This window comes from Massilia sp. (assembly GCF_046293535.1).
GTDB lineage: Bacteria > Pseudomonadota > Gammaproteobacteria > Burkholderiales > Burkholderiaceae_D > Telluria.
In genome coordinates this window covers 1-25,880 of the sequence record NZ_JBKBOV010000010.1, presented here as the reverse complement: position 1 = coordinate 25,880, position 25,880 = coordinate 1, and the positions used below count along the sequence as shown (strand labels likewise).

Annotated in this window: 22 protein-coding genes; 5 read left to right on the top strand and 17 right to left on the bottom strand. The window is 67.8% G+C overall.

All coding sequences use genetic code 11. The annotated features are described in order from the left end of the window. Positions 1-83: 83 nt before the first annotated feature. Positions 84-977 carry a LysR family transcriptional regulator gene (locus ACK4S9_RS07860; protein ID WP_409723808.1) on the bottom strand — a complete coding sequence of 298 codons (894 nt, stop codon included), beginning with the start codon at positions 975-977 and terminating at the stop codon, positions 84-86. A gap of 92 nt (positions 978-1,069) precedes the next feature. On the opposite strand from ACK4S9_RS07860, the gene ACK4S9_RS07855 reads away from it, so the two are divergent. After that, positions 1,070-2,071 carry a sodium-dependent bicarbonate transport family permease gene (locus tag ACK4S9_RS07855; RefSeq protein ID WP_409723805.1) on the top strand — a complete coding sequence of 334 codons (1,002 nt, stop codon included), beginning with the start codon at positions 1,070-1,072 and terminating at the stop codon, positions 2,069-2,071. Between the two features lie 11 nt (positions 2,072-2,082). Here the strand turns inward: ACK4S9_RS07855 and ACK4S9_RS07850 are convergent, their stop codons facing one another. Next, entirely contained in the window at positions 2,083-2,268 is a 186-nt protein-coding gene (locus ACK4S9_RS07850; RefSeq protein ID WP_409723802.1) for a hypothetical protein, read from the bottom strand. Positions 2,269-2,390: 122 nt separating this feature from the next. On the opposite strand from ACK4S9_RS07850, the gene ACK4S9_RS07845 reads away from it, so the two are divergent. Both ACK4S9_RS07845 and ACK4S9_RS07840 read left to right on the top strand, forming a co-directional pair. Further along, positions 2,391-2,912, top strand: a complete 522-nt coding sequence (locus ACK4S9_RS07845; RefSeq protein ID WP_409723799.1) for a hypothetical protein — start codon at positions 2,391-2,393, stop codon at positions 2,910-2,912. Positions 2,913-3,044: 132 nt separating this feature from the next. Then, the gene (locus ACK4S9_RS07840; protein WP_409723796.1) at positions 3,045-4,073 is read left to right on the top strand and encodes a S41 family peptidase; all 1,029 of its coding nucleotides are present in this window, start codon (positions 3,045-3,047) and stop codon (positions 4,071-4,073) included. A 70-nt stretch (positions 4,074-4,143) separates the two neighbouring features. Here the strand turns inward: ACK4S9_RS07840 and ACK4S9_RS07835 are convergent, their stop codons facing one another. The 6 genes from ACK4S9_RS07835 to ACK4S9_RS07810 all read right to left on the bottom strand — a co-directional run bounded on the left by ACK4S9_RS07835 (position 4,144) and on the right by ACK4S9_RS07810 (position 11,389). Then, a complete protein-coding gene (locus ACK4S9_RS07835) occupies positions 4,144-4,284 on the bottom strand; it encodes a hypothetical protein (protein WP_409723793.1) in 141 nt (46 codons plus the stop codon). A 165-nt stretch (positions 4,285-4,449) separates the two neighbouring features. Beyond that, positions 4,450-7,272 carry an ATP-binding protein gene (locus ACK4S9_RS07830; protein ID WP_409723791.1) on the bottom strand — a complete coding sequence of 941 codons (2,823 nt, stop codon included), beginning with the start codon at positions 7,270-7,272 and terminating at the stop codon, positions 4,450-4,452. Between the two features lie 9 nt (positions 7,273-7,281). Further along, entirely contained in the window at positions 7,282-7,998 is a 717-nt protein-coding gene (locus ACK4S9_RS07825) for a hypothetical protein (protein ID WP_409723788.1), read from the bottom strand. Beyond that, positions 7,991-9,361: a hypothetical protein gene (locus tag ACK4S9_RS07820; RefSeq protein ID WP_409723785.1), complete on the bottom strand. Its 1,371-nt coding sequence runs from the start codon at positions 9,359-9,361 to the stop codon at positions 7,991-7,993. Before ACK4S9_RS07820 ends, ACK4S9_RS07825 begins: the two co-directional genes overlap by 8 nt. 166 nt (positions 9,362-9,527) lie before the next feature. Beyond that, positions 9,528-10,280, bottom strand: coding sequence for a DUF3108 domain-containing protein (locus tag ACK4S9_RS07815; protein WP_409723783.1), 753 nt, complete (start codon positions 10,278-10,280; stop codon positions 9,528-9,530). Between the two features lie 2 nt (positions 10,281-10,282). Further along, complete coding sequence (locus ACK4S9_RS07810; protein WP_409723780.1) at positions 10,283-11,389, bottom strand: DUF3108 domain-containing protein; 1,107 nt, start codon at positions 11,387-11,389, stop codon at positions 10,283-10,285. 123 nt (positions 11,390-11,512) lie between these two features. On the opposite strand from ACK4S9_RS07810, the gene ACK4S9_RS07805 reads away from it, so the two are divergent. Then, positions 11,513-12,226 (top strand): PhaM family polyhydroxyalkanoate granule multifunctional regulatory protein, encoded by a 714-nt coding sequence (locus ACK4S9_RS07805; RefSeq protein WP_409723777.1) that lies wholly within the window; start codon positions 11,513-11,515, stop codon positions 12,224-12,226. Positions 12,227-12,267: 41 nt separating this feature from the next. Here the strand turns inward: ACK4S9_RS07805 and ACK4S9_RS07800 are convergent, their stop codons facing one another. After that, the gene (locus ACK4S9_RS07800; RefSeq protein ID WP_409723775.1) at positions 12,268-12,918 is read right to left on the bottom strand and encodes a PEP-CTERM sorting domain-containing protein; all 651 of its coding nucleotides are present in this window, start codon (positions 12,916-12,918) and stop codon (positions 12,268-12,270) included. 515 nt (positions 12,919-13,433) lie between these two features. Here ACK4S9_RS07800 and ACK4S9_RS07795 point away from each other — a divergent pair. Then, positions 13,434-16,676 (top strand): patatin-like phospholipase family protein, encoded by a 3,243-nt coding sequence (locus ACK4S9_RS07795; RefSeq protein WP_409723772.1) that lies wholly within the window; start codon positions 13,434-13,436, stop codon positions 16,674-16,676. A 150-nt stretch (positions 16,677-16,826) separates the two neighbouring features. Here ACK4S9_RS07795 and ACK4S9_RS07790 read toward each other — a convergent pair whose 3' ends face one another. The 8 genes from ACK4S9_RS07790 to ACK4S9_RS07755 all read right to left on the bottom strand — a co-directional run. Continuing rightward, entirely contained in the window at positions 16,827-18,515 is a 1,689-nt protein-coding gene (locus tag ACK4S9_RS07790) for a tetratricopeptide repeat protein (RefSeq protein ID WP_409723769.1), read from the bottom strand. After that, entirely contained in the window at positions 18,512-19,213 is a 702-nt protein-coding gene (locus tag ACK4S9_RS07785) for a sensor histidine kinase (RefSeq protein ID WP_409723766.1), read from the bottom strand. Before ACK4S9_RS07785 ends, ACK4S9_RS07790 begins: the two co-directional genes overlap by 4 nt. 247 nt (positions 19,214-19,460) lie before the next feature. Next, the gene (mnmC, locus tag ACK4S9_RS07780; RefSeq protein WP_409723764.1) at positions 19,461-21,113 is read right to left on the bottom strand and encodes an FAD-dependent 5-carboxymethylaminomethyl-2-thiouridine(34) oxidoreductase MnmC; all 1,653 of its coding nucleotides are present in this window, start codon (positions 21,111-21,113) and stop codon (positions 19,461-19,463) included. A 1-nt stretch (position 21,114) separates the two neighbouring features. Then, positions 21,115-21,678 carry a DNA-3-methyladenine glycosylase I gene (locus tag ACK4S9_RS07775; protein ID WP_409723761.1) on the bottom strand — a complete coding sequence of 188 codons (564 nt, stop codon included), beginning with the start codon at positions 21,676-21,678 and terminating at the stop codon, positions 21,115-21,117. Between the two features lie 24 nt (positions 21,679-21,702). Continuing rightward, complete coding sequence (locus ACK4S9_RS07770; protein ID WP_409723758.1) at positions 21,703-22,755, bottom strand: glycosyltransferase family 4 protein; 1,053 nt, start codon at positions 22,753-22,755, stop codon at positions 21,703-21,705. Continuing rightward, entirely contained in the window at positions 22,755-23,798 is a 1,044-nt protein-coding gene (locus ACK4S9_RS07765) for a glycosyltransferase family 9 protein (RefSeq protein WP_409723755.1), read from the bottom strand. The genes ACK4S9_RS07770 and ACK4S9_RS07765 overlap by 1 nt, the downstream gene beginning before the upstream one ends. A 138-nt stretch (positions 23,799-23,936) precedes the next feature. After that, complete coding sequence (locus ACK4S9_RS07760; RefSeq protein ID WP_409723753.1) at positions 23,937-24,668, bottom strand: class I SAM-dependent methyltransferase; 732 nt, start codon at positions 24,666-24,668, stop codon at positions 23,937-23,939. A gap of 72 nt (positions 24,669-24,740) precedes the next feature. Next, positions 24,741-25,880: PLP-dependent aminotransferase family protein (locus ACK4S9_RS07755; protein WP_409723751.1), on the bottom strand; the 1,140-nt coding region annotated here is incomplete at its 5' end.

The window sequence follows — 25,880 nt, the reverse complement described above, 5'->3', positions numbered from 1 at the left end:
TGATCAGGACGGAGGGGCCATGGTCCACGATTGCAAAAGCATGCTTCTGTTCGGTACGGCACATAGCGGGGCAATCCGTTCAATTACCCCTTGTCACCAACATGCCCGAGATGCGCCAGGAAGGCTGCGGCGACCGGCGTCAGCTTCTTCCCTTTCCGGTACAGCGTCCACCAGTTGGACTGCACCGGGAATCCCTCGACCTCGAGCACGGCGAGCCCTTCGTCGCCCGGCTGCGCGGCCAGCGCATGGCGCGAGACCACGCCGAGCCCCAGGCCGGCTGCCACCGCCTGCTTGATCGCTTCGTTGCCGCCCAGTTCCATGCGGATGTCCGGCCGAAAACCCAGGGAAGCGAAATGGCGGTCGCCGACGAGCCGGGTGCCGGAACCCTTCTCGCGCAGGATGAAACGCATCGGCGCCAGTTCGGCGAGGGGCAGCTGGCGCCGGCCGGCCAGCGCATGCCCGGCCGGCGCGATGATCTCGAGCGGGTTGGACAGGAAGGCATGGCGTTCCAGTTCCAGGTCCTCGGGAGGCATCGACATGATGTAGAGGTCGTCGAGGTTGTCGCGCAGGCGCCGCACCACGCCGTCGCGGTTGAGCACTTCGAGCGCGACGTCGATGTCGGGCAAGGCGGCGCAGAAGCTGCCGAGCAGGCGCGGCACGAAATACTTCGCGGTGCTGACCACCGACAGGCGCAGGCGCCCGCGGGTCATGCCCTTGATGCCGTCCATGTGCTGTTCGAAGGCAGCCCACTCGTCCATCATGGCGCGCGCGGTGCGCGTCAGCGCTTCGCCCGCGGGCGTCAGGTACAGGCGCTTGCCGACCTGCTCGTACAAGGGCATGCCGACGCCGTCGGCCAGCTCGCGCAGTTGCATGGAAGCGGTCGGCTGGGTGACATGACAGGCGCGCGCGGCGGCCGTGACGCTCAGGTGTTCACTGAAGGCAAGGAAGAGGCGCAGCTGACGGAAGGTGGCATTCATAGATAAATCCCTATGCTCACCATCATCATAATCGATTTTTCTTTATTGCCCTAAGCGCTTAGGATGCAGGACCTTCTGTTGAGTTCGAAACCATGACCAACTTCCTCGATCCTGCCATCCTGTTTTTTGCTTTCGGCATCCTGGCCGGCTGCGTGAAATCGAACCTCGAGATCCCGCAGCCGATCTCGCGCTTCCTGTCGCTCTACCTCCTGATGGCGCTCGGCCTGAAGGGCGGCTTCGCGCTCGCGCAATCCGGCCTCACCACGGAAATCGCGGCCAGCCTGGGCGCCGCCGTCCTGCTGGCCACCGTGATTCCCCTGGCCGCCTACCAGTTGCTCAAGCGCTTCGTGTCCCGCTTCGACGCGGCCGCGGTGGCGGCCACCTACGGCTCGGTCAGCGCGGTCACCTTCATCACCGCGACGCAGTACCTGGACGTCCAGCAGATCGCCTACGGCGGGCACATGGCGGCCGCGATGGCCCTGATGGAGTCGCCCGCGATCGTGATCGCGGTGGTGCTGGCCAATTCCCTGCGCCAGGCCGGCGCCCCTGCGGTGCTGCCGAATGGAAATGGCACGGCCACGCTGGCGGCGCCCGGCCCGCGTGTCGGCATGGGAAAAATCCTGCACGAATCCTTCACCGACGGCACCCAGTTGCTGCTGCTGGGCGCCATGCTGGTCGGCCTGCTGACGGGCGAGGCAGGCAAGGCGGCCATGGCGCCGTTCTCGGTCGACCTGTTCAAGGGCATGCTGGCCTTCTTCCTGCTCGACATGGGCCTGCTCACCGCCCGCAACCTCGGCAAGCTGCGCGGCCAGTCGCGCTGGCTGCTGGCCTATGCGGCGGGCGCGCCGGTCGTGCATGCCAGCCTGGCCCTGGGCCTGGCGGCGCTGCTCGGCCTGTCGGTGGGCAACGCTACCTTGCTGATGGTGCTGGCCGCCAGCGCCTCGTACATCGCGGTCCCGGCGGCGCTGCGCTACTCGATCCCGGAAGCGAATCCTTCGGTGTACTTCAGCATGTCGCTCGGGGTGACCTTCCCCTTGAACATCCTGCTGGGTATTCCCGCCTATGCCTGGGTGGCGGGGGCGGTGCTGGGCTAAGGCTCAGGCGCTCAAGAGAACAGGCTGGGCTTGGGATCGGGCACCGGTTCCTCCTCGCCCTGCGGCAGGTGCGGGTGGCCGGGCTGGTGGTGCGGATGGGGCGTGTCAAAAGGCTCGGGCGCCGGTTCCTCGATCGGGGCCGGGTCAGGTGCGCGGTGCGCCGTCAGTGGAACATGCGCGAACGGCTCTGCATTCATGGCGGGAATCTCCTCGTCGAAGCGGAACGGACACCTTACCACGGCGGCCCGCCGGCCGCCATTCGCCGCCTTCTTCCGTGCGGGGCGGCTACAATGGCAGGCTTGAACACACTCATTGCGCCATGGAAGAACTTTCGATCACCACCCTCGCCCTGCTCGTCCTGACCCCGCTGCTGGTCTGGCGCGTCTACAAGCGCATCCAGGCCCGCATGGTCCGCCAGCGCTCGATCGTCTCGCGCCACTACACCGGCGTGCTGGTGTTCGGCGCCATGATCCTGGTGCCGGCCGCGCAGCTGTTCGACCGGCCGACCCACCTGGCTGCGCTGCTGGCCGGTTCAGCCTTCGGCATCGGCTGGGGCCACTACGCCTTGACGCGCACCCGCTTCGAGGACACCGAACAGGGCTACTACTTCACGCCGCCGGCGCGGCTGGGCATCCTGTTCGCGATGATCCTGGTGGCGCGCATCCTCTACCTCGGCGTCGAGATCTACGCGAACCAGGGCAAGGGCATCCCGGCGCCGAAGCTGACGGACGACATGCTGACCATGCTGGCCGTGGGGCTGACGGCGGGCTACTTCGCGCGCTATTCGGCGGGCTTGGTGCTGTGGCGGCGCAAGCTGCGCAAGGCGATCGATTTCGCATGATGGCCCGGGCGCGGGCGCCGGTCCCCGGCGATACCCGCGCCGCATGACATGCGACTCCCCCGCCGGCATGTGTAGACACGGCTGTCTAGAAAGACTATTCTAGACCGAAGCCATCATCCTTGAGGAGTGTCCATGCAGCGCTGCGCCCTACTGATCTCCGCACTGTTCCTGGCATGGCCGGCCCAGGCGGATCCTGGAGCGCCGGCCGCGCGCACCGCGACGATCGAGGCGATCATCGAGATGTTGGACACTTCGTACATCGATGCCGGGAAGGCACGGCAACTGGCTCCCGTGCTACGTCAGGCGGATCTGGGCACGGGGACGAGCGGCGAGGCTTTCGCCAGGACCGTCACGCAGATCATGCAAGACCTGACGAAAGATCCCCACCTGCGCCTGATGTACAGCCCCGAACCGGTTCCGGAACAGCGCGGCGCCAAGCCTTCCGCGGCTGACGTCGCTCAACGGCAGGCCCGACTGCGGAAGGAAAATTTCGGGATCGAGCGCGTCGAACGCCTGCCCGGCAATATCGGCTACCTGAAGACCGGTTTCTTCGCGCCGGCCGGAGAGTCGGCACCCTTCATCGGCGCGGCCATGACGCTGCTGTCCAACACGGACGCCCTGATCATCGACCTGCGCGACAACGACGGCGGTTCCACCGATGGCGTACCGCTGCTGGCGAGTTACCTGTTCGACGAGCGGGTCCACATCGCCGACCTGTACCGCCGCGAAGGCAATGTCACCGAGCAGCAATGGACTTCCCTGGCGGTGCCGGGCACCCGCTTCGGTGCGGAAAAAGATGTCTATCTATTGACCAGCAAATCGACCTTCTCGGCCGCCGAAGGCCTGGCCTTCGCCTTGCAGAACAGGAAGCGCGTCACGATCGTCGGCGAGACGACCCGGGGCGGCGCCCACCCTGCGCGGATCAAGAGCATCGATGCGCACTTCCGGCTGATGGTGCCGACATCCACCGCCCGCGATCCCGTCACCCTGAAGGACTGGGAGGGCGTCGGGGTGGCGCCGGACATTCCGGTTCCGGCTGCGCAAGCCCTGACCCGGGCCCAGTTGCTCATCCTGGAAAAATCCCTGGCGGGCACGCAGGATGCGGCCGCCCGGGCCGCGCTACAAACGCGCATCGACGCGCTGGCCGCGCAGACACCTTGAACAAAAAAGGGAGCTCAGCCTTCGCCTCTTCTTCGCTGCGGCACGACCACCGGCTGCGCTTGCCGCGCGCCTAGGATGCGTTCGGCGCCAGCTTCTGCTGCTTGTTCTGCTTGTACAGGAACAGGCCCATCGTCGCGGTCGCAAGCAACAGGAAAACGCTTGCGGGGTCCACGGTCACATTGACGCGCACGTCTACTTTTACGTCTTTCATCTCTCCGCCCGGGTGCATGATGTCGTCTCGTCGAACGCCTCGGTACCGCGCCGCGATACCGGCTCGACTCAAGCATAGCATGGCCTTGCGCCAGCCCGCGCCCAGCAGCGCGCCGCCCCGGCCGGCCTTCCCATGAAAAAAGGGAGCCCACCGGCTCCCTTCGTCTTACGCGGCCTTCGCCTCGTCTTTCCTGCGCTGCAGCACAAAGATCGGCTGCGCCCACTGCACGTCCTTCTTCTTCTTGCTGGTGATGAGCGTCAGCTCGGACGGGTCGTACACGTCGGTGTTGTGCGTCAGCGGCGTCGTCATCAGGTACTGGGCGTCGGTGTTCTTCAGGAACTCGCCGACCAGCTGGATGTTGCGGATGTCCAGGTGCGCGAACGGTTCGTCGATGAACACGAAGCCGCCCGAGCCTTCTTCCGACTTCAGCAGGCCGATCAGGAGCACCAGCGACTTCATCACCTGCTGGCCGCCGGAGGCCTCGCCGTCGTTCATGCCGATCTGGTCCTTGCCGTCGAACTTGAAGCGCACGTGCAGGCCGGCCTGGGCCAGCTGCACGTCGTCGTTCTCCAGGCGTACCGGGTCGGCCTGCACGTCGATGCCCGCCAGCTCGCCCAGCTCCTTGATGTTCTTGGAGTAGGTCTTGATGGTGTAGCGCAGGCGCTCGATGTAGGCCCCGCGCGCATTCGCCGTGGCCTCGATCGCGCGGTTGTTCTGGTAGCGGCGCTCCTCGGTTTCGGATTGACGGCCACTGAGCTGGTCGTTCAGGCGCGCGTACTGGTCGATGACGGTCGCATCCTGTTCCCAGTCGTCACGCGCCAGGGCGTGCTCGAGCGAGGACAGGCGCAGGTTGACCTGGTGCGCGTTCTGGTGCTTGGCCACCAGGGCGCCGCGCCAACCGGCGTTCTTCCAGTTCGTCGGCACGTCGCGCCAGCCGCGGCGCAAGGCCAGCAGGGCCTTGGCGTGTTCGGTGCGCTGCTCGATGGTGCGGCGGTTGTTCAGGCGCATGCCCGCTTCCGCTTCGGACAGGGCCATGCGCGCGTTCTGCCACACGGTGTCGGCGCGGGTGCGCGCCACCGTCGCGTTCTTGGTCAGCATCGACAGCTCGCCCAGGCGCGCGCCGACTTCCAGGCGCTCGGCCTTGAGCGGAGCCAGCGCACGCGTGGCTTCCTCGAACTCGGCCTGGCGCGCCGCCAGTTCCTTGGCGGCGTCGACGCCGGCGATGCGGCCCTTCAGCGCGCCCACTTCGGCCGCCAGCTTGCTGATCGCCAGGGTCAGCGCGTCTTCCTGCGCTTCCAGCGCCGGGAGCGACTTCTGGATCGCTTCCAGGCGCTGGGTCTTGCCCGCCGAGCCGAAGCGGTAGCGCGAAGGCTCGACGTACAGCGAACGGCCGCCGCGGCGTTCGCGGTGGTAGGCGTCCGGCGTGATCCATTCGTCGCAATCCGACTTGAAGCCGGCGTCCACCGAATCGACGCGCTCGATGCGTTCCAGCTGGTCGATCAGCCAGCCCGGCGCCTTGCCGGAGAAGCGCACCACCGACAGCAGGCTGGCGTCCTTGACCACCGGCGCCTCGACGCAGTCGGGCACGATGAAGTGGCGGTAGCGTTCCTTCTCGGCCAGGCGGTAGGCCGCCGGCGCATCCTTGGCTTTCTCGAGCAGCACCACCGAGGCGTAGCCGCCCAGCACGCCCTCGACCGCACCCTGCCACTTCGGATCGGTCACTTCGACGATGTCGGACAGCATGGCGTGGGCGATGCCCTCGTCGCGCAGCGCGCGGCGCATCTGGCGCTGGGCTTCCGGCTCCGGCATCGCGCTCTTGCCCTGCAGCGCCGAGATGGTGGCCAGTTCGCCGGCGATTTTTGCGGCGATGTTGTCGCGCTGCTGCTTTTGCTTGGCGAGTTCCGCTTCTTTTTCGTTCAGCTGGTTCGCCACCTCGGCCAGGTCGGCGCCCGCATCAAGCGACAGCTTCTGCAGGCGCTCCTTCTGTTCCAGCAGGCTTTCCAGCGGCTTGAGCTTCTGGTTGACTTGCGTGAGGCGGCCGGCCAGCTCGGTGGCTTCCTGCTCCAGCTGGGCTTCCTGCTTCTGCGCTTCGGTGAGCGCGCGCTGCTGGGCTGCCAGCTGCTGGCGCTTCTCGGCCAGGATCGAGTCGGCCTGCAGGAGCGGCTTCCGGGCTTCGCGCATAGCGCGGCTGATGGTCGCGGCCTTTTCGCGCGCTTCGTGGTATTCGAGCGCCGGCAGCACGTCTTCCTGCAGCGCGCGCTTTTCCTTGTGCAGGTCTTCCCACTGATGGTAGTTGGCCACGCGCAGGCGCAGGCCTTCCAGGTTGATGCGCGAGGTTTCCAGCTCGGCCTCGAAGCGCTTCAGCTCCGTCTCGGTGTCGCGCTGGTGGCGCTTGGCTTCGTCGTAGGCGTCCAGCACTTCCTTGTCGCCGAAGACCTGGAACACCAGGTCCAGCAACTGGCGCGGCGCGTATTCGCACAGCTTGTCGGTCTCGCCCTGCTCCAGCGCCAGCACCTTCGACATGGCCGGCGACAGGCCGGCCGAGGCCAGGCGCTTCTTGTAGTTCTCCACGCCGAGCCAGTCGGTGGCGTCGGTGACTTCCTCGATCTCGACGTTCCCCGGGCGCATCAGGTACTGGCGCTTCCAGTCGCCGCCGTTCTTCTGCACCTGGCAGAACAGGGTCACTTCGTCGTCGGCGAAGAAGCCGGAATGGCGGAACGGACGGTTCGACAGCTGGCGGCCGGAGGGCTTGTTGTCGACCACGGCGCGCAGCCAGGCGCTCTGCTGGCCCGAGTGGCGCGCATAGTGTTTGTAGGTGCGGCCCATCGAGCAGTCCAGGCCGAACAAGGTGCGCAACGCATCGAGCAGCGTGGTCTTGCCGGAGCCGTTCTGGCCGGCGATCGTGATGATCTTGGCGTCCAGCGGGATGTTCTTGATCCGCTGCCAGTAATCCCAGTGGACCAGTTCGAGTGATTTGATGTGGAACATGGGCTTACCTTAGTTCGGACCCGCTTGGGTCGGTTCTTCGTCGGCGGCGGCTTCGACCACCGCATCGTTGGCGGCATCGATCTTGCGCGGCGCGGCAGCCAGCGGCGCGCGCTTGAACACGTCGGCCAGGGCGCCGTTGATGATGCGTTCCTTCAGCAGGTCGGTATCCATCATCAGGTCCAGCAGCGGGCCTTCCAGGATCACGTCGCCGCGGCGCTCGATGAAGCCGAGCTTGGACAGCACGCCCAGGTTCATGTCCATGCGGGTCTTCTTGCCCAGCTTGTCGCCGAAGTCGGACAGCAGCGCGGTGTAGGAGATGCCGATCGACGTATCCTCGGCGCGCGGAATCGGCGTGTCCTGTCCGAACATGTCGGTCTGGTCGTCCGCCACCGTGACGTGGGTTTCCTGGCGCTCGCGCTTCGGAAGAATGATCTGCGCCCACAGCACCACCAGGAGGGCCACGCCGTCGCGGGTCAGGCCGAAGTTGTTGTTCTGCCAGATGTCCTTGGCGCCGAAGATCTTCGGCTCGACATTGCGGTGCAGGGCGATCGTCACGTGGTCGGCGTAGACGTTGTCGAGCAGCTTCAGGCCGCATTCCAGCAGGCGCTTGTCGACTTCGATGCGGAACTGCTCGTCCGACAGCGCGCGCTTGACCATCTTGTCGTCGCGGCGCAGGGTCTGGTGCGTCAGCAGGCGCGCGATCAGGATTTGTGCGTCGTCATTCATCTAGAGTACCGCTTTCAAGATTCAAAGAGAGGGAAGCGATCGACATCGCCGCCACTTCCGGGTCGTCGAGCTGGATCATCTCGTCGGTCGGCTCGAATTTCACGGGCAGGCGCGCCAGCTCGGCGGTGGCGCCCTGCAGGCTGGCCTCGGATGCATCGCCCAGCAGGGGCAGCAGCGAAGCCCGGTAGGAAGCGACGGCGAAGCTGGCCGGCAAGAGCGACTCGTGCAGCGCCACCTTCTTCGGGCCGCTCTCCGAGAACTCGGGGAAGTTGCCGAGGTTGGCGAAGTCGGCCAGCTTGTTGATCCAGTCGTTCAGTTCGGCCTGCATCGCCGGGTTGTCGTTGACGGTCAAGGGAGCGTCGGTACCGGTCGGCAGGCCTTTCGGGCCGGTCGAGGTCACGCGCTCGAGCAGCAGCTCGGTCTCGGCCACGTCGATCATCTCGGCCGGGGTGCCGAACAGCGGCACCACCGGGCGGTCGATCGCGTCTTCGGCCAGGCTGGCCAGGTCCTCGTGCGCCAGCAGCCAGCGCTTGACGTCGGTGGTCGACAGGCCGGACTGGCCCAGGTGCACGCGCTGGCGCTCGATCTGGTTCAGGGCGCGCGAGAACATGCCCTGCATGTTCAGCAGCGCGCTCTGGGCGCGGCCGATGGCCTGCGCCGCCTTGTGCGTGGCGGCATCGGCGTTCGGGTCCTGCAGGATGGCGCGCAGGATGACCGAGCCCTTCTCGACCCAGTCGCAGGCCATGTGCCACTTCGCCTGCGAGGTGCGCAGGCGGAATTCGGAACCGGAAGCGATGGCGTCGCGGAATTCCTCGGTGAGTTCCACCAGGCGGCCCAGCAGGTGGCGCAACTGCTCCACGGTGACCCCGCCCACGGCCTGGGCGCCGGCCACCTGCGACAGCAGGAAGCCCATCTCGGCATCGTCTTCTTCCGGTTGGGCCAGCGCGATCAGGGTGTCGAGCGCGGACAGCACGTTGCGCGCCAGCGGCGTGATGCGGTAGACGGCGCTCGGGCCGTCCCAGGCCAGCAGGCCGTGGCCGCGCAGGCGGTTCAGGACCGTCTCCAGGCTTTCCGCAGTCAGGTAGGCCAGCTTGTTGTTGATGTCGGCGCGCGAAAAGCTCGACGCGCCGGTATCGCTGGCCAGCTCGCGCAGCACCAGCAGGCGCACCAGCACGCCGTCCTGGGTACCGTGGAACAGCGCCGTGAAGGCCGACAGCATGGGCTGGGCGCGCTTGAGGTGGTAAACCTGCTCGATCTCGTCGGGCGCGACGCCGTCCTGGAAGTGCGCCTGCAGCGGGTCGTCTTCCTGGGGTATCGAAAGGGATTCTGCGGCGAGCGCCGCGCCGCCAAGGTGGTCGATCATATAAGTACCGTTCTCTGGCGCGGACAGGCTCAACCGGTCCGCGGGGGCGCCAGTATAACAGTTTAGGATCGGCAACTAGCGCCTGCGGGCGCCAGCGATTGCAGGAAAGACACACCTATCCATTGCCTTAAAAACAAGACAATGTTGCGAAAATGTGCAGCGATGCTCAGCGTTTCGTCACCCTGGTCAGGGTCTGTTCGATCTGCTCCTTGTCGCCGTCGGCATAGCGCAGCTTGACCGGATACCACTCGTGCCGCGGCGCCAGCCAGATCTCCAGTTCCTGGTCCTTCTTATCAAGCACCGGCTGGCGCGCCACCCGAATGGCCTCGACCTCGCCCAGGCCGGTCTGCACCTTTTCGCGCTTGATCACCTTGAACACCCAGGTTTCCGCATCGCGCTGGCCGGCCACGAAGAAGGGCCACTCGGAACCCGGCTTGAAGCGCTCGCCGGCGCCGCGCGCCACGGCGGCCAGCTGCCAGGTGATCGAGACCCGGTCCTGTTCGCCGCCCTTGAGCGGATAGACCTGCTTGCTTTCGCTGAAGCGCAGCACCTTCGCCTCGCGGTCGAAGGTGGCCGTGGTCGGATCCTTGCGCATGCGCTTTTCGGTGAATTCGGCGGGCGCCAGGCCGAAGGCGTCGATGCTGCCGCTGCTGCGGTCCCGGGTGATGGTTCCCAGCACCGCGACCTTCGATTCGGCGGTGACGGCGTATTTGCCGTCGCCGGCGCGCCAGGTGACGATGCCCTCGCCCTTCAGGCCGAAGCCGCGCTGGCGCGCCTGCAAGGCATAGTGCAGGTCGGCCGAGGGCGGCAGTTCGAACTTGCGCTTGATGGCGGCCGGAGCCTCCTGTGCGCCGGCGGTGCCGAGCAGCAGCGCCAGCAGCAGGCCGCAGCCGCCATGTCGTACAGCAGAATAGTGCATATCTAGAATCCTGGTTGGGTCATGGCGATGTCGTTCGCCGTTTGCGTGGTCACCGCGCCATTGGCTTCGCTGCTGCGGATCTGCACCGGCAGCCAGCCGTGCGCGGGCGAGAGCCAGATGTCCAGCCGCGACTTGTACGAACCCGGCTTCGGCGGGCGCGCGATGCGCACGGTCTGCAGGCGGCCCAGCGGGGTGTCGATCTCCTCGGGGCCCAGCACCTTGAAGTTGTACATGGCGCCCGAGCGCTCTTCGCCGACGAAGATGTCGATGTCGCCGCTCAGCTGGGCCTGGTCGCCGCGCGCGATCGCCGCCAGCTGCAGCGGCACCGTGGCCTTGTCCTGCGCGCCGGGCTGCAAGTCGTGCTTGCCCTCCGAGGCCGAGAACGTCAGCTTGTTGCCGGGCCAGTCGAAATGGGTCGCCGTCAGCGCGCGGCCGCGGCGCTTTTCGGTCATTCTCACCGGCGCCAGGCCAGTGTTGCCGAGAAGGCCTTCGCTGGTGAGCACCGCCAGGTTCACGCGCGCGAACACGATCTTGATGCCGGCTTCGAAGCGCATCTGGTAGGCATGGTCGTTGCGCTTCCAGGACAGCAGGGCCTGGCCGCTCCAGTGGGTGCCGTCGGCGTCGGTGCGCGCCACCTTGTAGCTGAGTTCGGCCGGAGGCGGCACGTCCACCTTGTAGCGGCGCACCGTGTGCACGATGGGCGCCGGGCCGGGGTCGGGCTCGGCCGGGGCGGCTTCGGCGGCGGCCGCCGGCTGCGCTGCCGGAGCCGGCTCGGCGGGCAACGTGGTCGTCCGCGCCGGCGGACCGGGGGACACCGCTTCCCCTACCGCCTCCTCCGACACCGCGATCGTGGGCAGCGGCACGAAGTCCGGCAGCGGCGGCTGCACCAGCTTCGGCGCCGGCGGCGGCACGGGTTCGGTCGCCGGCGCTTCGAACGGCGCCGGCGGCAGCAGCGTCGCCAGGCTCACCGGGGCTTCACCCTCGCGCCCCGGCAGCGCGATGCCCTGCGTGCCCGCGGTGAGCCAGCCCAGCACCAGCCAGTGCAGCAGCACGATGAGCGTGCCCAGCACCAGGGCGCGCAGCCGCTGAGGGGGGAAAGCGGAACTCATGCCGCTAGTGTAGCCTGAGCGCAGCCGGGGTGCAGGGGGACGGCACATTGGCGCTTTGCCGTGCAGGCTTTGTCGCGTGTTATTTATCTGCTACGCTAGGCGCTTCCACCAAGGAGAAGACCGATGCTCAAGCCGCCCATGCCGAACGCTGCCGGAATGACCGATACGCTCGAATTCGTGAAAAACCTCTGGGGAGGCATGAACATCCCCGGCGTCGGCATGCCGGGCATGACCGGCTCCAGCCTGTCCGTCGACGAACTGGACAAGAAGATCGCCGACCTCAAGGCGGTCGAATCCTGGCTCAACCTGAACCTGGGCATGCTGCGCGGAAGCATCCAGGCGCTCGAAGTCCAGCGCGGCACCCTCGCTACCCTGAAGGCCATGGGCGATAGCATGGCGCAGGCCATGCAGCGCGCCGGCAGCGACCCGGCCATGGCGGCGCCTTTCGCGCAATTCTTTGCGCAGTCTGCCGGGGTCCCGACACCGCCCCCGCCGCCGGAACCGAAGGCCGAACAGGCCGGCGCCCCGTCCGGCCAGGCCGAGCCGTCCGGCCAGCAGGCCGCGAATAGCGCCATGCCGGCTGCGGTCGCGTGGTGGAATTTGCTGCAGGATCAATTCCGCCAGGCAGTCAGCAGCGCCATGCCGGCCGCCGGCGCGCCCGCGGAATCCCCCGCCGGCGGCAACGAGGGCGCGGCCAAGCCGCCCCCAGCCGCACCCAAGGCGCGCGGCGGCTCGCCGCTGGACGTGTCCGGCGGCGCGCAACCGGCGGCGCCCGCCGGCCAGGGAAGCTCGGGCCGGGTGGGCCGCAATCCGCGCGTCAAGGCCGACAAGGGCTGAGGGACAATCCAGCGTCGCCCCTCACGCCGCTTGCACAAGGATCAAGCCTTGCGGCGTTTGGCGCCCAGGCGCAGGCCGGCCAGGCCAAGGCCGATCAGTGCCAGGCTGGCTGGCTCCGGCACCTCGTTGCTGCCGCCTTCGTCGCGCGGCGCATTCAGGAGCGTAATCGTCGCGGTAAGATCCTTCGACTGCATTTTACTGAAGCTCAAGTCGAGCAGGTCCAAGCTGAATTTGCCGCCGTTACCGAAGCTGAATTCGGCCGGATTGAAGACGAGGGTGTAATCGACGTCGGGGTCGTCGACGAGGCCGGCGTAGGCGGTGCCGGTCATGATGAACGGTTGGGTACCGGTCAAGGGGCTTATAAAGCCGAAGCGAACGGTCACGTTCAGGTTATCGGTTTCGTCGCGCGGGTTGCGGTTGCAGACGGTGCCGAAATCAATGCACTCTTCCATCAAGGAGACGGTGCCAACGCTAAAGGTACGCGCGCCGTTCACGTCGAGCGAAAAACTGTTCGGCGCCGCAGCCGCCTCGAATCTGACGTCGAGGGTGTTCTCGTTGCCGACACCGGCGCCATAGCCGGAGCCGGGCGTGATATCGATGGTATTGATCCTGAACTCGATGGGTGCGGCAAACGCCGGCATTGCGAAGCAGGTGGCGCTTGCCAGGCCAAGGAGGAAGTGTTTGATTTTCATTTTCGTCTCTTTCAGATGATGACAGGGGGAACAGCATCTCTCCGAAAAGCAATGAATGTGCCAAGAATAAAGAGTCCTATAAATCAATGACTTAAGCACGGTTTTATGAAAGTTAAATAAAATTTGGAAAGAGCCTCGACTTTTCCTCTTGATGGAAGCGGCAAAGTGACGGATGCTGTTCCATTGAGATAACACTCCCGGCTCAAATGATGAATTTGACGAAGCCAATCCCAGAATTTGACGGCAATATCGGAAAGCAGCCCGTTTTCGTGTAAATATTATCGACAAATTCGATATTTCAATACGCCAACAAGGTAAATTCGTTGTCCTGATGCCTCCTCGCCTTTCACAATTTCACGAAGCCAGCTACATCGCTGCTTTTACCGCAAAGCAAGATTACTGACTCAACCGAGCACATACCCTTGATCCATTCGGTAGCGCCCGCTTTCCTGGCGTGCTGAACTGGCTTCAGCGGGACCGGTTTCCGTCCCCGTCCGTCATCAAGAGGAGTGCCCGTGTCCTCGTTCGACCCAGCCAGCCTGGTCCCGGCGCAAATCGCCGACCTGCGCCGCAAACTCGAAGCGGCCGGCTGCCGCCCGCCGGCCCATGCCTGCACGCTGGACGAGCTGGCCGAAGCCATCGTCGAATTCCGCCGGCGCGAGGGCATCGCCGGACGCGGCGTGCTCGACGACGCGACCGTGCAGCGCCTCGACGAGGTCAGCGGCGCGACCTTCCAGGACGTCTTCCGCGACGAACTCGAGCTGCTGCATCCCGATCCTTCCGCCGCGCCAGGCGCCGACCTGGCGGCGCGCGCCCACAAGGCCGGCATGATCGGGCTGGCGCTGTCCGGCGGCGGCGTGCGCAGCGCCACCTTCGGCCTCGGCGTGCTGCAGGCGCTGGCCAAGCAGCGGCTGCTGCGCCACCTCGACTACCTGTCGACCGTTTCCGGCGGCGGCTTCATCGGCGGCTGGCTCTCCAAGTGCATCCACGAACAGGGCGGCGACGTGCGCCTGGTCGAAGACATGCTGGCGCCGGCGGGGACACATGCAGCCGGCCGCGCCGAAGCGCCGGCGATCCGCTTCCTGCGCCAGTACTGCAACTACCTGTCGCCGCGCGGCGGCATGTTCAGCGCCGACACCTGGACCCTGATCGGCACCTACGTCCGCAACACCGGCCTGAACCTGACGATGCTGGTGGCCTGGCTGTGCGCCCTGCTCCTGCTGCCGCGCGCCGCCGTGTGGGCCGTGCACCGCATCGTCGATTCCGGCGGACCGTGGGCCGTGTATGCCGACCTGGCCTGGATGGCGGGAGTGCTGCTGTTCCTCCTCGCCGTGTTCTGCATTGCGCTGAGCATCTCCAGCAAGCCGTCCTCCTCGCGTGGGCAGCGCCGCTTCGCGTTGTCGCAAGGCGCAGTGCTCTGGTGGATCAACCTGCCGCTGCTGCTGGCGGGCTTCCTGGGCAGCGTCGGCCTGTGGCAGCATGGCGGCGCGGCGCCGTTCTGGGCCGGAGGCGCGTTCCCGGCCGGGGAGCGCTTGTACTGGCTGCTGGCGCCCGGAGTCGCCTACTTCCTCGTGTGGGCCTGCGGCTGGTACCTGGCGCACGACCGCACCAGTGTGTACCGGCGCGCCGGCTACACCTTTTGCGGCGCCGCCCTGGTGGCGGTGGCGGCGCTGCTGTGCGCGGCTGCGCGCGCCTTTGCGCCGGACACCATGGCCCGGATCATGACCGAGCAAACCTGCGCCTGGCTGCTGATCGGCCTGGTGGCGCTGTGCGTGCTGCTGGTCCTGGCCGGCACCGCATTGGCCGTGGTTCAGCGCCTGTTGCACCCGCATCCCCCGCCGGCCGACCTGAGCGGACCCGAACTCATGGAGGGCTTCGTGCACCTGCTGTGCGCCGTCGGCGCGCTCGCGACCGGCACGGGGCTGCTGCTGGCCGGGCTGTCCCTGTTGCCCGATCCGAACCGGCACCCGGTGCTGAACAACGCGATCGCCCTGACCACTTTCGGCATGCCCCTGATGATGGGACTGTTCGCCGGCACCATGACCCTGATGATCGGCCTGATCGGCCGCATGTACAGCGATGCCAGCCGCGAATGGTGGAGCCGCCAGGGCGCCTGGGCCTGGATCTTCGCGCTGGCCTGGGTCACCATGTTCGGCGTGGCCTTCTTCCTGGCGCCGCTGCTGCACTGGGCCTGGCTCACCAGCACGCCGTGGTCGCACATCGGCACCGCGCTCGGCTGGCTGCTCATGACCTGGTTCGGCCTGAAGGCAGGCAGCGGAAGCAAGACGGGAATCCACGGCGCCGGCCTTCGCGCCACCGATGCGCGTCTCGACCTGGCGGCGCGGCTCGCGCCCTACGTCTTTACGGTCGGCGTATTCGCCCTCCTGAGCGCGCTGGTGCAGGCGGTGGTGGCGCCGCCGCAGCTTGCCTGCCCCTCGCCGATCAAGCTCAGCTGCATCTATGGCGCCCATGCCAGCGCCACCCTGGCGACCGACGGCAGCCGGCTGGCGTGGACCTTCGCGATCCTGCTGGGCGCCGCGCTGCTGCTCGGCTGGCGCGTCGACATCAACAAGTTCTCGCTCTACATGCTGTACCGGAACCGCCTGGTGCGCGCCTACTTCGGCGCCAGCAGCCGCGCGCGCAAGCCCCATCCCTTCACCGGCTTCGACCCCGGCGACGACCCGCTGCTGGCGGACCTGAAGCAGCAGCGCCCCTGCCACATCATCAACACCTCGCTCAACCTGGTCGGCGGCGAGGAACTGGCCTGGCGCACCCGCAAGGCGGCCTCGTTCACCTTCACGCCGCGCTACTGCGGCTTCGAGCTGCCGGCCGGATCGGTGGGAAGCGCCGCCGTGCCCGGCGCCACCGGCGGCGATGCCGCGCGCGGCTGCTACCGCCCCACCGGCGCCTATGGCTCGCGCTCGGGCGCCGGCGCCGACGACGACGCCGGCGTGCGGCTGGGGATGGCGATCGCGGTGTCCGGCGCGGCGGCCAGCCCGAACATGGGCGCGCACTCCTCGCCGCCGCTGAACTTCCTGATGACGATGTTCAACGTGCGCCTGGGCCGCTGGTGCCCGAATCCGCGCAAGGCGGCCTGGCAGCAGTCCTCGCCGCGTCTCGGCCTGTTCAGCCTCCTGGCCGAGCTGTTCGGCCTGACCAATGCCGACGCCACCTACGTCTACCTGTCCGACGGCGGTCATTTCGACAACCTCGGCATCTACGAGCTGGTGCGGCGGCGCTGCCGCCTGATCATCGCGGTGGACGTGGCCAGCGATGGCGCCCTGGCCTTCGCCGACCTCGGCAATGCGATCCGCAAGGTCGGCACCGACCTGCACGTGCGCATCGACCTCGACGTCTCCAGGCTGGCGCAGCTGGACGGCGGCCTGTGCGGCGCCAGCTGCGCGGTCGGCACGGTGCGCTACAGCCAGGTGGACCAGGGCGGCGTGGACGGCACGCTGCTGTACATCAAGCCCGCCATCGTCGGCCGCGAGAACGCCGACCTGCTCAACTACCGCAAGGTGCACCCGGCCTATCCGCACGAGAGCTCGGTCGACCAGTGGTTCGACGAGACCCAGTTCGAGAGCTACCGGGCGCTGGGGCAGTACATCGGCGCGTGCGCGCTGGACGGCGCGATGGAGGCGGCGCGCACCCGCGACGGCGGGCTCGACGTCGCGGTCTTGTGCGCCGAGCTGGCGCGGCGGCACGGCAATGCAGCGCAGGGACAGCGCTGCGAGGATGTGCGGGGGAACTGGCGCTGAGAGAGTCGGGTTTGCGCAGGAAATTGGGTTCCGGCCTACGCCGGAACGACGGTTTCGGGGGTGCGGGTTACGAACACAATTCGTACCACCGCCCTATGACCCGTCATCCCGGCGAAGGCCGGGATCCAAGTTCGCAAAGCAGCCATTAGCTCAAGCCGCGGAAGCCTCCGTAACCGCAGGCTCCTCCACCTTCGGCACCAGCGCCAACAACTGCTCCATCAGCTGCGCGAAACGCTGCTGTCCCGGCTGCACCCGGTCCACGTGGGCCAGCACCCCGTGCGCCTCTTCCATCAGCTCGGCGCTGTAGCCGCGCTGGCGCATGTGCGAGATCAGGATCTGCGCCGAGTTGAACAGGATGCGCACATTGTGCGGCAGCGCTGCCCTGGCATTGCGCATCCACTCCACGGCCTCGGCCAGCTTGTTGGTCTTCCACAGCAGCACGCCCTGGTTCATCAGGTCGATCGCTTCCTTGCGCGCGCCGCGGATCAGCTTTTCGCCTTCTTCCCCCATGCGCGCCTTCTCGAAGATCCGCTGCACCTCGTCCTGCAGGAAGCTGTTGTCGTGGTTGTTGCGGATCACGTAGCACAGCAGGTCGACCGGCGCCTCCCTGACGCCCACCGCGAACAGCAGGGTCGCCATCTCGAGGCAGGTCGGCACGTCGGGACGCTCCGCGGTCGCCTGCAGCAGCGCTTCCAGCTCGTCGCCGGCCTTGCGCGCGCGCCGGTAGTCGCCGCTCTCGTGGTACACCAGGCCTTCGGTGATCTTGGCGCGCAGCTCCATGTCCGGATGGTCGGCGCCGAATTCGCGCTGCGCCGCGCTCAAGAGTTGCAGCGCTTCCTTCGGATCGTTCTTCAGGCCGCACACGCGCGCCAGCCCGAGGTAGGCGTCGGGCGTCTTGCGGATCGAGTACTCGCCGATCGAGATGCACTTGCGGAAAGCCTTCTCGGCCATGCCGACGTTCCCCAGCTTCAGGCTGGCCTGGCCGAGGTTGCGCTGGCGCGGCACGGAATTGGGCGAGAGCTTGGCCGCGCGTTCCAGCACGTTCAGCGCTTCCTCGTGCTTGCCCATTTTTTGCCAGGCCAGCGCCAGCTGGTCGTAGGCATCGATGTAATAGCGGTTCTCGGCGATCACGGTCTGGAACATCTGGCGCGCCTGCTCGTACTCGCCGTCGGCCATGCGGATCTTGGCCAGGCCGGAGCGCGCCCATTGGTACTCGCGCTGCGCCAGCACGCGCTCGTAGGTCTCGCGCGCCTTGGCCGGCTCGCCGCTTTTCTCCATCAGGCGCGCCTTCATGCGCAGCAGGTCGATCTCGTGCGCCTTGTTGACCGCGATCTGCTCGTCGCACAGGCGGGCGGCGCGCAGGTAGTCCTTCTCGGCATAGGCCTGGTCGATCAGGCTGAACACCTGCTTCTTGCGCCACACCCGGTTCAGGCGGCTGAGCAGCACGCCTTCGGTGATCGGCTTGACCAGGTAGGCGTCCGGCTGGTGCTCGGCCGCCCCCATCACCGACTCGACGCTCTTCTCGGCCGACACCATCAGGAACACGCTCGAGGGCAGCAGCAGGTTGCGCATGCGCGTCTCTTCCAGCACCTGCTGGCCGTTCTTGCCTTCGCCCAGGTTGAAGTCGCACAGCACCACGTCGTAGCGCGTCTTGTTGAGCAGGCCCATGGCCTCGCCGCCGCTGGAGGCCTGGTCGATGTTGCGCGCGCCCAGGCTGCGCAGCGCTTCGCGCAGCAGCTGGCGCACGCCGATGAAGTCGTCGACCACGAGATAGGTCTTGGACGCCCAGTCCACCTGCTCGGCGCCCGGCGCCGCCACGGCGTTGATCACGGCATTCATGGCAGCGTCAGGATGAAGCAGCCGCCGCCCAGGCGGCCGCCGTTCTCGAGGCGCACGGCGCCGCTGCGCTCGCGGTGCCGGTGCATGCGCGCGACCTCGCGCGAGAAGTGCAGGCCCAGGCCGGCGCTGTTGGTCAGGAAGTTGACGCCGGAGGCCATGCCGTTCATGGCCGCGCTCCCGGCCTCGAGCAGCATGGCCGGAAATCCCGTGCCATTGTCTTCGACGCGGATCTCGAGCCAGCCATCGCGCTCGCGCGCGCTCAGGAAGATGCGGTCGCGCGTGTAGTGCACCGCATTGTTGACGGCATGCGAGACCACGCCGACGATCAGGTCCTCGTCGAAGTGCCATACCAGCTCGGGATCGACGTCGAGCTCGAGCGCGATGCCGCGCGACTCCAGCAGCACCCGTTCGAGGGCGACCACCTGCTCGGCCAGCTGGCCGACCTCGAGCGGCTGCACGTCGAAGGGGTATTCCGGCGTGCCCACGTGCTTGTACAGCGCCAGCAGCTGCATCAGGTTGTCGTTCAGGCGGCGCGTCTGGTACAGCATCTGCGCCATCTGCGGATAGGCCTTCTCGGTCTCGGGCGAGGCGTCGTCAAGCAGGCGCTCGAGCGTGCCGGACAGGACGCTGATCGAATTCTTCATGTCGTGCGCGGTCGACGCGAGGAACATGGACAGGGGTGAGTGTGGGTCTTCCATCGATTGGCCGGCTTCCAGCCTAAAAAATTACCGTAAGTCAATTATACCGCCGGCGATTTGACACTTTCTGCCGGAATGTAACTTATTGCGCCAACGCAACAGCATGCGTATGGATAACGTAGGGTGTTCGGCTTCGCCGAACGCGCGTTCAACTCCGGCATAAACAGACGCATCGTCATTTCATCTGCTGGCTGAACGCGCGGAGTGAATTGGTCCAGTGGACCAATTCACGAGCCGTCCACCCTACTCAACCCGGTCCGCGCGGGGCGCGGCGCGCACGCAGCACGAAGCGCGCCGGATCGAGCGCATCGACCAGGCCCGTTTCCAGCGGCAGCGGCTCGCCCTCGAGCTGGGCCGCCAGCAGTTCGGCCGCCAACGGCGCCCAGATCAGGCCGCGCGAGGCATAGCCGAGCAGCGCGTGCAGGCCGGGGTGGCGCGGCACCTCGCGCAGGCGTTCGGTCCTGCCCGCGGCGGCGAAGTCCGGCAGGCGGCCCACCAGCGGCAGGCGGTCCGGGGCTACGCAGCGGAAACCCACGCGGCCGGCGAGCGGCGCCCCTTCGCCGGCATGCGGGTCGGACACGAGGCCGCGCAGGCGTTCGAGGTTCTCCTGGTGGCTCGACACGCGCAGCTGCGGGTCGGCGTCGAGGTCGTAGGTGGCGCCGGCGCAGGCGATGCCGCCGGCCGCCGGGGTCAGGTAGGCTTCGCGGCACAGCACCAGCGGCAAGGCGGGCAGCTTGCTGCTGTCCAGGTGGCTGACCTGCCCGCGCAGGCTTGAGAGCGGCAGCTCCCGCGACTGCGCCAGGCTGCGCGCGCCGGCGCCGCTGGCCAGCACCACGGTCGGCGCCTGCGCGAGCACGGTGCCGTCCGCGGCGCGCGCCCGCCATTCGTCGCCGCTGCGCTCCAGGCTGACCGTGCCGGCGCCGAAGCGACTCACGAGCCGCTCGCCGCAGGATTGCAGCATCGCCGCGCACACGCTGCCCGGGCGCGCCCAGCCGCCTTCCGGGAACAGCCAGCCGCCATCCGGCGCGGGCAGCCCGAGCAGGGCCTCGGCTTCGGGGGCTTCCAGCCAGCGCGCGTATTCCGGCGGGTAATGCGCTTCGCCCGCGATGGCGCGCGAGACCCGGGCGTGGCCGGCGTCGCGGGCCAGCTGCAGCACGCCGCAGGCCTGCCCTTCGATGGCCGCGCCGATGCCGCCCAGCCGGCGCCAGGCGCGCAGTGCGTACAGGTAGGCGGCGCGGGTCAGGCGGGTCGGGACATTGTCGTCGCGCGACAGCAGCGGCATGAAGATGCCGGCCAGGTTGCCCGAGGCTTCCATCGCCGGCGCCGCATGACGCTCGACCAGCGTGACCTGCCAGCCGCGCGCGCACAGGCTGGCGCAGGCGGCGGAGCCCGCCAGTCCGGCGCCGATGACCAGGGCGCGCTTGTGCTCTGGCGGCAGCACCGGCGGCAATGGCAGGCGCGGCTTGCGGCTGGCGAAGACCGCGCCGCGCCCGTCGCCGTCGAAGACGAAACCCTGCGCCTGCAGCGCCGCGCGCTGCTCCTCGTCCAGGTTCGCGGCATGCAGGCGCGCCCCGCTCGCTGCGATGCGCGCCAGCGGCCAAGCGAAACCGGCGCCGGCGACGTCCTCCAGATAAACATGATCGGGCTGCGCGCCCAGCTGCGCCAGCGCCGTGTCGAGCGGCGCCGCGAGCAGCGTCAGCGTCAGGCGCGGGTCGTCCTGGGGGATGCGGTGAAAGCCCGGCAGCAGGCCATCGGCGAGCGCCACGATGTGCAGCCGCGCGGGACGCTCCGGGTCGGCGCGCCAGGCCTCCTGCAAGGCGCGCACATGGCCGCCGTCGCCGTAGCGCGTGTCGAACACGGTATAGCGTTCGCGCCCGCGCCAGTGCGCGCGCAGGTCCACGTCAAGCCCCTGCGAAACGAAAGCACGCCTTGTCGTGGTCGTTCACCACGCCGACGCCCTGCAGGTAGGCGTAGACGATGGTCGAGCCGACGAACTTGAAACCCCGTTTCGACAAGTCTTTCGAGATGCGGTCCGACAGCGCGGTCCTGGCGGGACGGGAGCCGTCCGGCCAGTCGTTGACGACCGGCTTGCCGTCGACCCAGCCCCACAGGTAGGCGTCCAGCGTGAGCTCCTGTTCGCGCATGGCCAGGTAGGCTTTCGCATTGCCGATCGCCGCCGCCACCTTCAGGCGGTTGCGCACGATGCCCGGGTTGGCCAGCAGCTCGGCCACCTTGGCCTCGTCGTAGGCGGCGATCCGGTGCGCATCCCAGTTGTCGAAGGCCGCGCGGTAGCTGTCGCGCTTGTTCAGGATGGTCTCCCACGACAGGCCCGCCTGCGCGCCTTCGAGATTGAGCATCTCGAACAGCGTGGTTTCATTGTGGCAGGGCACGCCCCACTCGTGGTCGTGGTAGGCGACGTAGCGCGGATTGGCCATGTTGGCCCAGGAGCAGCGGGTCTGGTTCATGGCCGCAGTATAAACCCGGCCGGCTTACGCAAGAAGCTGGCGGTACAGGTCCAGGTAGGCCGCCCCCGCCTTCTCCCAGCTGAACCGGCTCGCATGTTCGCGGGCACGCCGGGGGCCGTCCTCGCGGGCGAAGCGCGCCAGCCCGTTTTCCAGCACCTCGCTCATGTGCTCCGGCTCGAAGTTGTCGAAATAAAAGGCCGCGTCCCCGCCGACTTCCGGCAGGCTGGTGAAGCGCGACAGGAACACCGGGCGGCCGTGATGCATCGCCTCCAGCACCGGCAGGCCGAAACCTTCGGCGAGCGAGGGGAACAGGAAGGCCTCGCAATGCGCGTAGTACCAGTCCTTGTCGAACCCGCTGACCGGGCCGGTCACCACCACCCGCTCGCCCACGCCATGGCGCGCCGCTTCCTGCATGATCCGGTCCCGGTAGGGCTCCTTGACCACGCCCGCGATCACCAGGGTGGCGTCGTTCCCGCGCAGCAGGGGCACCAGCACATGGAAGTTCTTCTTCGGGCAGACCATCCCGACCGTGAACAGGAAGCGGCCCGGCGGCACGAAGCGCGGCTGGTGGCCCTCCGGCGCATGGCCCGGGCTGGTGCCGTTGTAGATGACCGAGATCTTGTTCTCCGCTTCCGGGAAGAAGCGCAGGATGTCCGCCTTGACGAACTCCGAGATCGCCACGATGCGGTCCACGCCCCTGATCTTGCGGCCCATGCGCCGCAGGTAGCGCGCGTATTTCGCGCTGCCCGGCGTGCGTTCGTGCACCTGGTTGAGGTCGTGGACCGTCATCACGGTCCTGGCGCGCACGCGCTCCGGGCCGAAGCGGCAGTACTGGTCGGCAAAATGGACCACGTCGAACTCGCGCTTGCGCGGAAACAGCCAGCGGTGGTACCTGCGGTGGCGCACGTAGGATGCGCCCTCGCCCAGGAAACCGTCTTGCGGGGGATAGGTGTAGGCGCTCAGCGCGACGCTGCCGCGTCCCTGCCGGGCCAGCTCGCTCGTCAGGCTGTGACCGAAGGTGTGCAGCCCGGTGTTCTCGAAACGCATGGAATCGAGCGTGATGAGGAGCTTCGGCATCACGCTGCCGCTTCCTCCAGGGGCTCATGCGGCTGCGCCGCCGCGGCGCGCCACCCGGCGACCACCTGCGCCACCTGGTGCGCGCCGATCGCCTCCATGCAGCGGCAGTGCCGGGCGTCGGCGCAGTCGCCGCAGGCCTGCTCGCCGCAGAGCGACTGGGCACGTTGGCCGAGCGCGCCCCAGCGGGCGATGTCGATCGGCTTGATCGGCGGGAACAGGCCGAGCGTCGGCCGCCCCAGCGCCGCCGCGATGTGCAGCGGACCGGTGCCGCTGGCGACCAGGCCGTCGGCCATGCCGATCAGCGCCACCAGGCCGTCCAGGCCGACCTGGCCACACAGGCTGCGCACGTTCGGGCTGCCCAGGAGCGCCGGCGCCTCGCGCGCCAGCAGTTCGCCCTCGGCGCGGCTGCCCGTGATCCAGAGCGCGATGCCGGGATCGTTGCCCAGCAGCGCGGCCAGTTCGGTATAGCGCGCCAGCGGCCATTCGCGGCCGTTGCCGTTCGACTTGGGATGCAGGATCAGGTTGAAGCGCGAACGATCGAAGACATGGCCGACGCCGGCCTCGCCCGGCGCCTGCAGGCCGTACAGGGGCCAGAGCGCGTCCAGGGGCGGCTGGTGATCGATGCCGAGGGGCTTGAGCAGGGCGAAGTTCAGCTGGGCTTCGTGCAGGTGCGAGCGCGCCCGGCTGAAGTGCGCCAGCCGGTTGCAGCTGATCCAGTGGTGCAGGCGGTGGCTGCTGCCCACGCGGTTCGGCACGTGGGCGCGGCGCGCCGCGCGGCCGATGGCCCGGTGCGGGAAGGCGAAGACGACGGTGTCGTAGGCCTCGTCCGCGAACAGGCGGTCGATGTCCAGTTCTTCCAGCGCCAGCACCCGGTCGACATGACGGCAGCAGCGCACCACGGGCGCGGCATAGGCGCGGCATACCATGTCCACCCTCACGCCCGGGATGGCCTGTTTCAGAAAGCCTGCCAGCGGCAGCGTGAGGACGACGTCGCCGATGTTATCCGTGCGGCAAATGAGAATGCGTGACAGAAGAGGATGCATAGGGCGGAATTCTGAAATATCTGCCGGAGTCATCAAGCCGGGCAGGCTGATATCGTTATCTGGTCCATCTTTACACGATCTGACCAGCAATACAACCGCTGAGGTATAAAGACCACAGCCGCCCGTGCCTGCCCGGCCTTATTTGCGCAGCACCACGATGCCCGCCTGGTGCTTCGAGAACAGCACGGTGGCCATGCCCGCCAGGGCGCGCATGCCGGGAATGCGCAGCAGCTTGCCCACCAGGTTGCCGGCGTGCTTGCGATACAGGGCGATGTAGAGGTAGGAAGCGTGCGGATGCACGCTGAACGCGCGGAAGCCCACCTTCTTGCCGGCGCGGATGATCTTCGCCGGGTGCATGTCGCGCTCGGTCGTGCCGAACTCCGCCATGACGGCGGCCGAACGGCGCGCATGGCCCAGGCCCGGCTCCGAGGTGATGCAGATGCCGCCCGGTTTCAGGGCGCGCCAGGCGCTCTGCAGGGCGCTGACCTCGTCCACCGCGTGATGCAGGCAATCGAAGAACACCACGACGTCGAACTCTTCGCGGAAGGAGAGCGACTCGTAGTCGCCGACCACGAAGTCGAGCTTCGCCAATCCTTCCCTGTCCCTGAGCCCGCGCGCGGCCTCGATGGCTTCCGGCACCAGGTCGGTGCCGACCACGTCATAGCCGCGCTTGGCGAACAGCACGCTGGTCCACCCGGTGCCGCACCCCATGTCGAGCAGGCGTCCGCCTTCCGGCATCAGGCCGAGCATGGCGCCCAGCTCCATCATGTAGAGACCGCAATGGGCGTCGGACCAGGGCTTGTGCGTCGAGTGCTGCATGCCCGCTTCGCCGATCCTCTTGAAATACTCGTACTCGCCCTGCGTCGCCATGTGCCTCTCGTGCTCGGTCAAAACGCCATTTTAGCTGATCAATGATTAATGTTTGCTGAAATGCCACGACGCTCACCGCGCCAGGGCCTGCTCGAGGACGGCCATGCCGGCCCGGATCTGCGCCGGCGTGAAAGCCGAAAAGCCCAGCAGCATCCCGGGCGGCGCCGCGCAGGCCGGGCCGGCCTGCGGGTGGACGTAGTAGGACAGCGGCCGCAGGTCGACGCCGGCAGCCAGGGCGCGCGCCACGGCGTCGGCTTCGTCGATCGGGCCGGCGATGCGCGTGCAGACGTCCAGCCCGGTGTCCGCCGGCCCGCAGGCCAGCATGCCGCCCAAGCGGCTCTGCAGCGCCTCGAGCATCGCGCCGCGGCGCTCGGCATAAGCCTCGCGGGTGCGCCGGATGTGGCGCGCAAAATGGCCGTGCCGGATGAAGTCGGCCAGCACCGCCTGCGGCACCACCGGGCTGTGGCGGTCGACCACCGCTTTTGCCTGCGTCAAGGGTTCGACCAGCGCCGGCGGCGCCACCACATACCCTAAGCGCAGGCCCGGGAACAGCACCTTGGACAGGGTGCCGACATAGATCACGCAGCCGGCGCGGTCGAGGCTTTGCAGCGAAGCGAGCGGCGGGCCGGTGTAGCGGTATTCGCTGTCGTAGTCGTCCTCGACGATCCAGGCGCGCTTCGCCTCGGCCCAGCGCAGCAGCTCGAGGCGCCGGCCCAGGCTCATGCTCACGCCGAGGGGCAACTGGTGCGACGGGGTGGCGAAGACCATCGCCGCATCCGGGTAGTGCGCCGCGGCATACGCCACGTCCATCCCTTCAGCGTCGACCGGCACCAGGCACATGCGCGCACCGGCCACTTCGAAGGGCGCGGCGGCGCCCTGGTAGCCGGGCGACTCCAGCCACACGCCCTCGCCCGGCGCCAGCAGCAGCTGCGCCAGCAGGTAGAGGGCCTGCTGCGATCCGGTGGTGACGATGATCTGCTCGGGCGTGCAGCGCACCCCGCGCGACGCACTCAGGTAGGCGCACAGCAGCTCGCGCAGCGGCGGGTGGCCGGCGGCGGCGCCGTAACCGAGCGGCAGTTCCTGGCGGCGCCAGTGGTGCGCTTCCAGCTTGCGCCAGACGTCGAAGGGAAACAGGTCCAGGCCCGGCATGCTCGGCCTGAAGGCCCGCAACTGGCCCTGGTGATGCCGTACCCGCGCCATGCTCGAGGCCAG

Bases quoted from the DNA above. Each gene is read 5' to 3' on its own strand.
- ACK4S9_RS07860 (WP_409723808.1), bottom strand. From the start codon at position 977: ATGAATGCCACCTTCCGTCAGCTGCGCCTCTTCCTTGCCTTCAGTGAA.
- ACK4S9_RS07855 (WP_409723805.1), top strand. From the start codon at position 1,070: ATGACCAACTTCCTCGATCCTGCCATCCTGTTTTTTGCTTTCGGCATC.
- ACK4S9_RS07850 (WP_409723802.1), bottom strand. From the start codon at position 2,268: ATGAATGCAGAGCCGTTCGCGCATGTTCCACTGACGGCGCACCGCGCA.
- ACK4S9_RS07845 (WP_409723799.1), top strand. From the start codon at position 2,391: ATGGAAGAACTTTCGATCACCACCCTCGCCCTGCTCGTCCTGACCCCG.
- ACK4S9_RS07840 (WP_409723796.1), top strand. From the start codon at position 3,045: ATGCAGCGCTGCGCCCTACTGATCTCCGCACTGTTCCTGGCATGGCCG.
- ACK4S9_RS07835 (WP_409723793.1), bottom strand. From the start codon at position 4,284: ATGAAAGACGTAAAAGTAGACGTGCGCGTCAATGTGACCGTGGACCCC.
- ACK4S9_RS07830 (WP_409723791.1), bottom strand. From the start codon at position 7,272: ATGTTCCACATCAAATCACTCGAACTGGTCCACTGGGATTACTGGCAG.
- ACK4S9_RS07825 (WP_409723788.1), bottom strand. From the start codon at position 7,998: ATGAATGACGACGCACAAATCCTGATCGCGCGCCTGCTGACGCACCAG.
- ACK4S9_RS07820 (WP_409723785.1), bottom strand. From the start codon at position 9,361: ATGATCGACCACCTTGGCGGCGCGGCGCTCGCCGCAGAATCCCTTTCG.
- ACK4S9_RS07815 (WP_409723783.1), bottom strand. From the start codon at position 10,280: ATGCACTATTCTGCTGTACGACATGGCGGCTGCGGCCTGCTGCTGGCG.
- ACK4S9_RS07810 (WP_409723780.1), bottom strand. From the start codon at position 11,389: ATGAGTTCCGCTTTCCCCCCTCAGCGGCTGCGCGCCCTGGTGCTGGGC.
- ACK4S9_RS07805 (WP_409723777.1), top strand. From the start codon at position 11,513: ATGCTCAAGCCGCCCATGCCGAACGCTGCCGGAATGACCGATACGCTC.
- ACK4S9_RS07800 (WP_409723775.1), bottom strand. From the start codon at position 12,918: ATGAAAATCAAACACTTCCTCCTTGGCCTGGCAAGCGCCACCTGCTTC.
- ACK4S9_RS07790 (WP_409723769.1), bottom strand. From the start codon at position 18,515: ATGAATGCCGTGATCAACGCCGTGGCGGCGCCGGGCGCCGAGCAGGTG.
- ACK4S9_RS07785 (WP_409723766.1), bottom strand. From the start codon at position 19,213: ATGGAAGACCCACACTCACCCCTGTCCATGTTCCTCGCGTCGACCGCG.
- ACK4S9_RS07775 (WP_409723761.1), bottom strand. From the start codon at position 21,678: ATGAACCAGACCCGCTGCTCCTGGGCCAACATGGCCAATCCGCGCTAC.
- ACK4S9_RS07770 (WP_409723758.1), bottom strand. From the start codon at position 22,755: ATGCCGAAGCTCCTCATCACGCTCGATTCCATGCGTTTCGAGAACACC.
- ACK4S9_RS07765 (WP_409723755.1), bottom strand. From the start codon at position 23,798: ATGCATCCTCTTCTGTCACGCATTCTCATTTGCCGCACGGATAACATC.
- ACK4S9_RS07760 (WP_409723753.1), bottom strand. From the start codon at position 24,668: ATGGCGACGCAGGGCGAGTACGAGTATTTCAAGAGGATCGGCGAAGCG.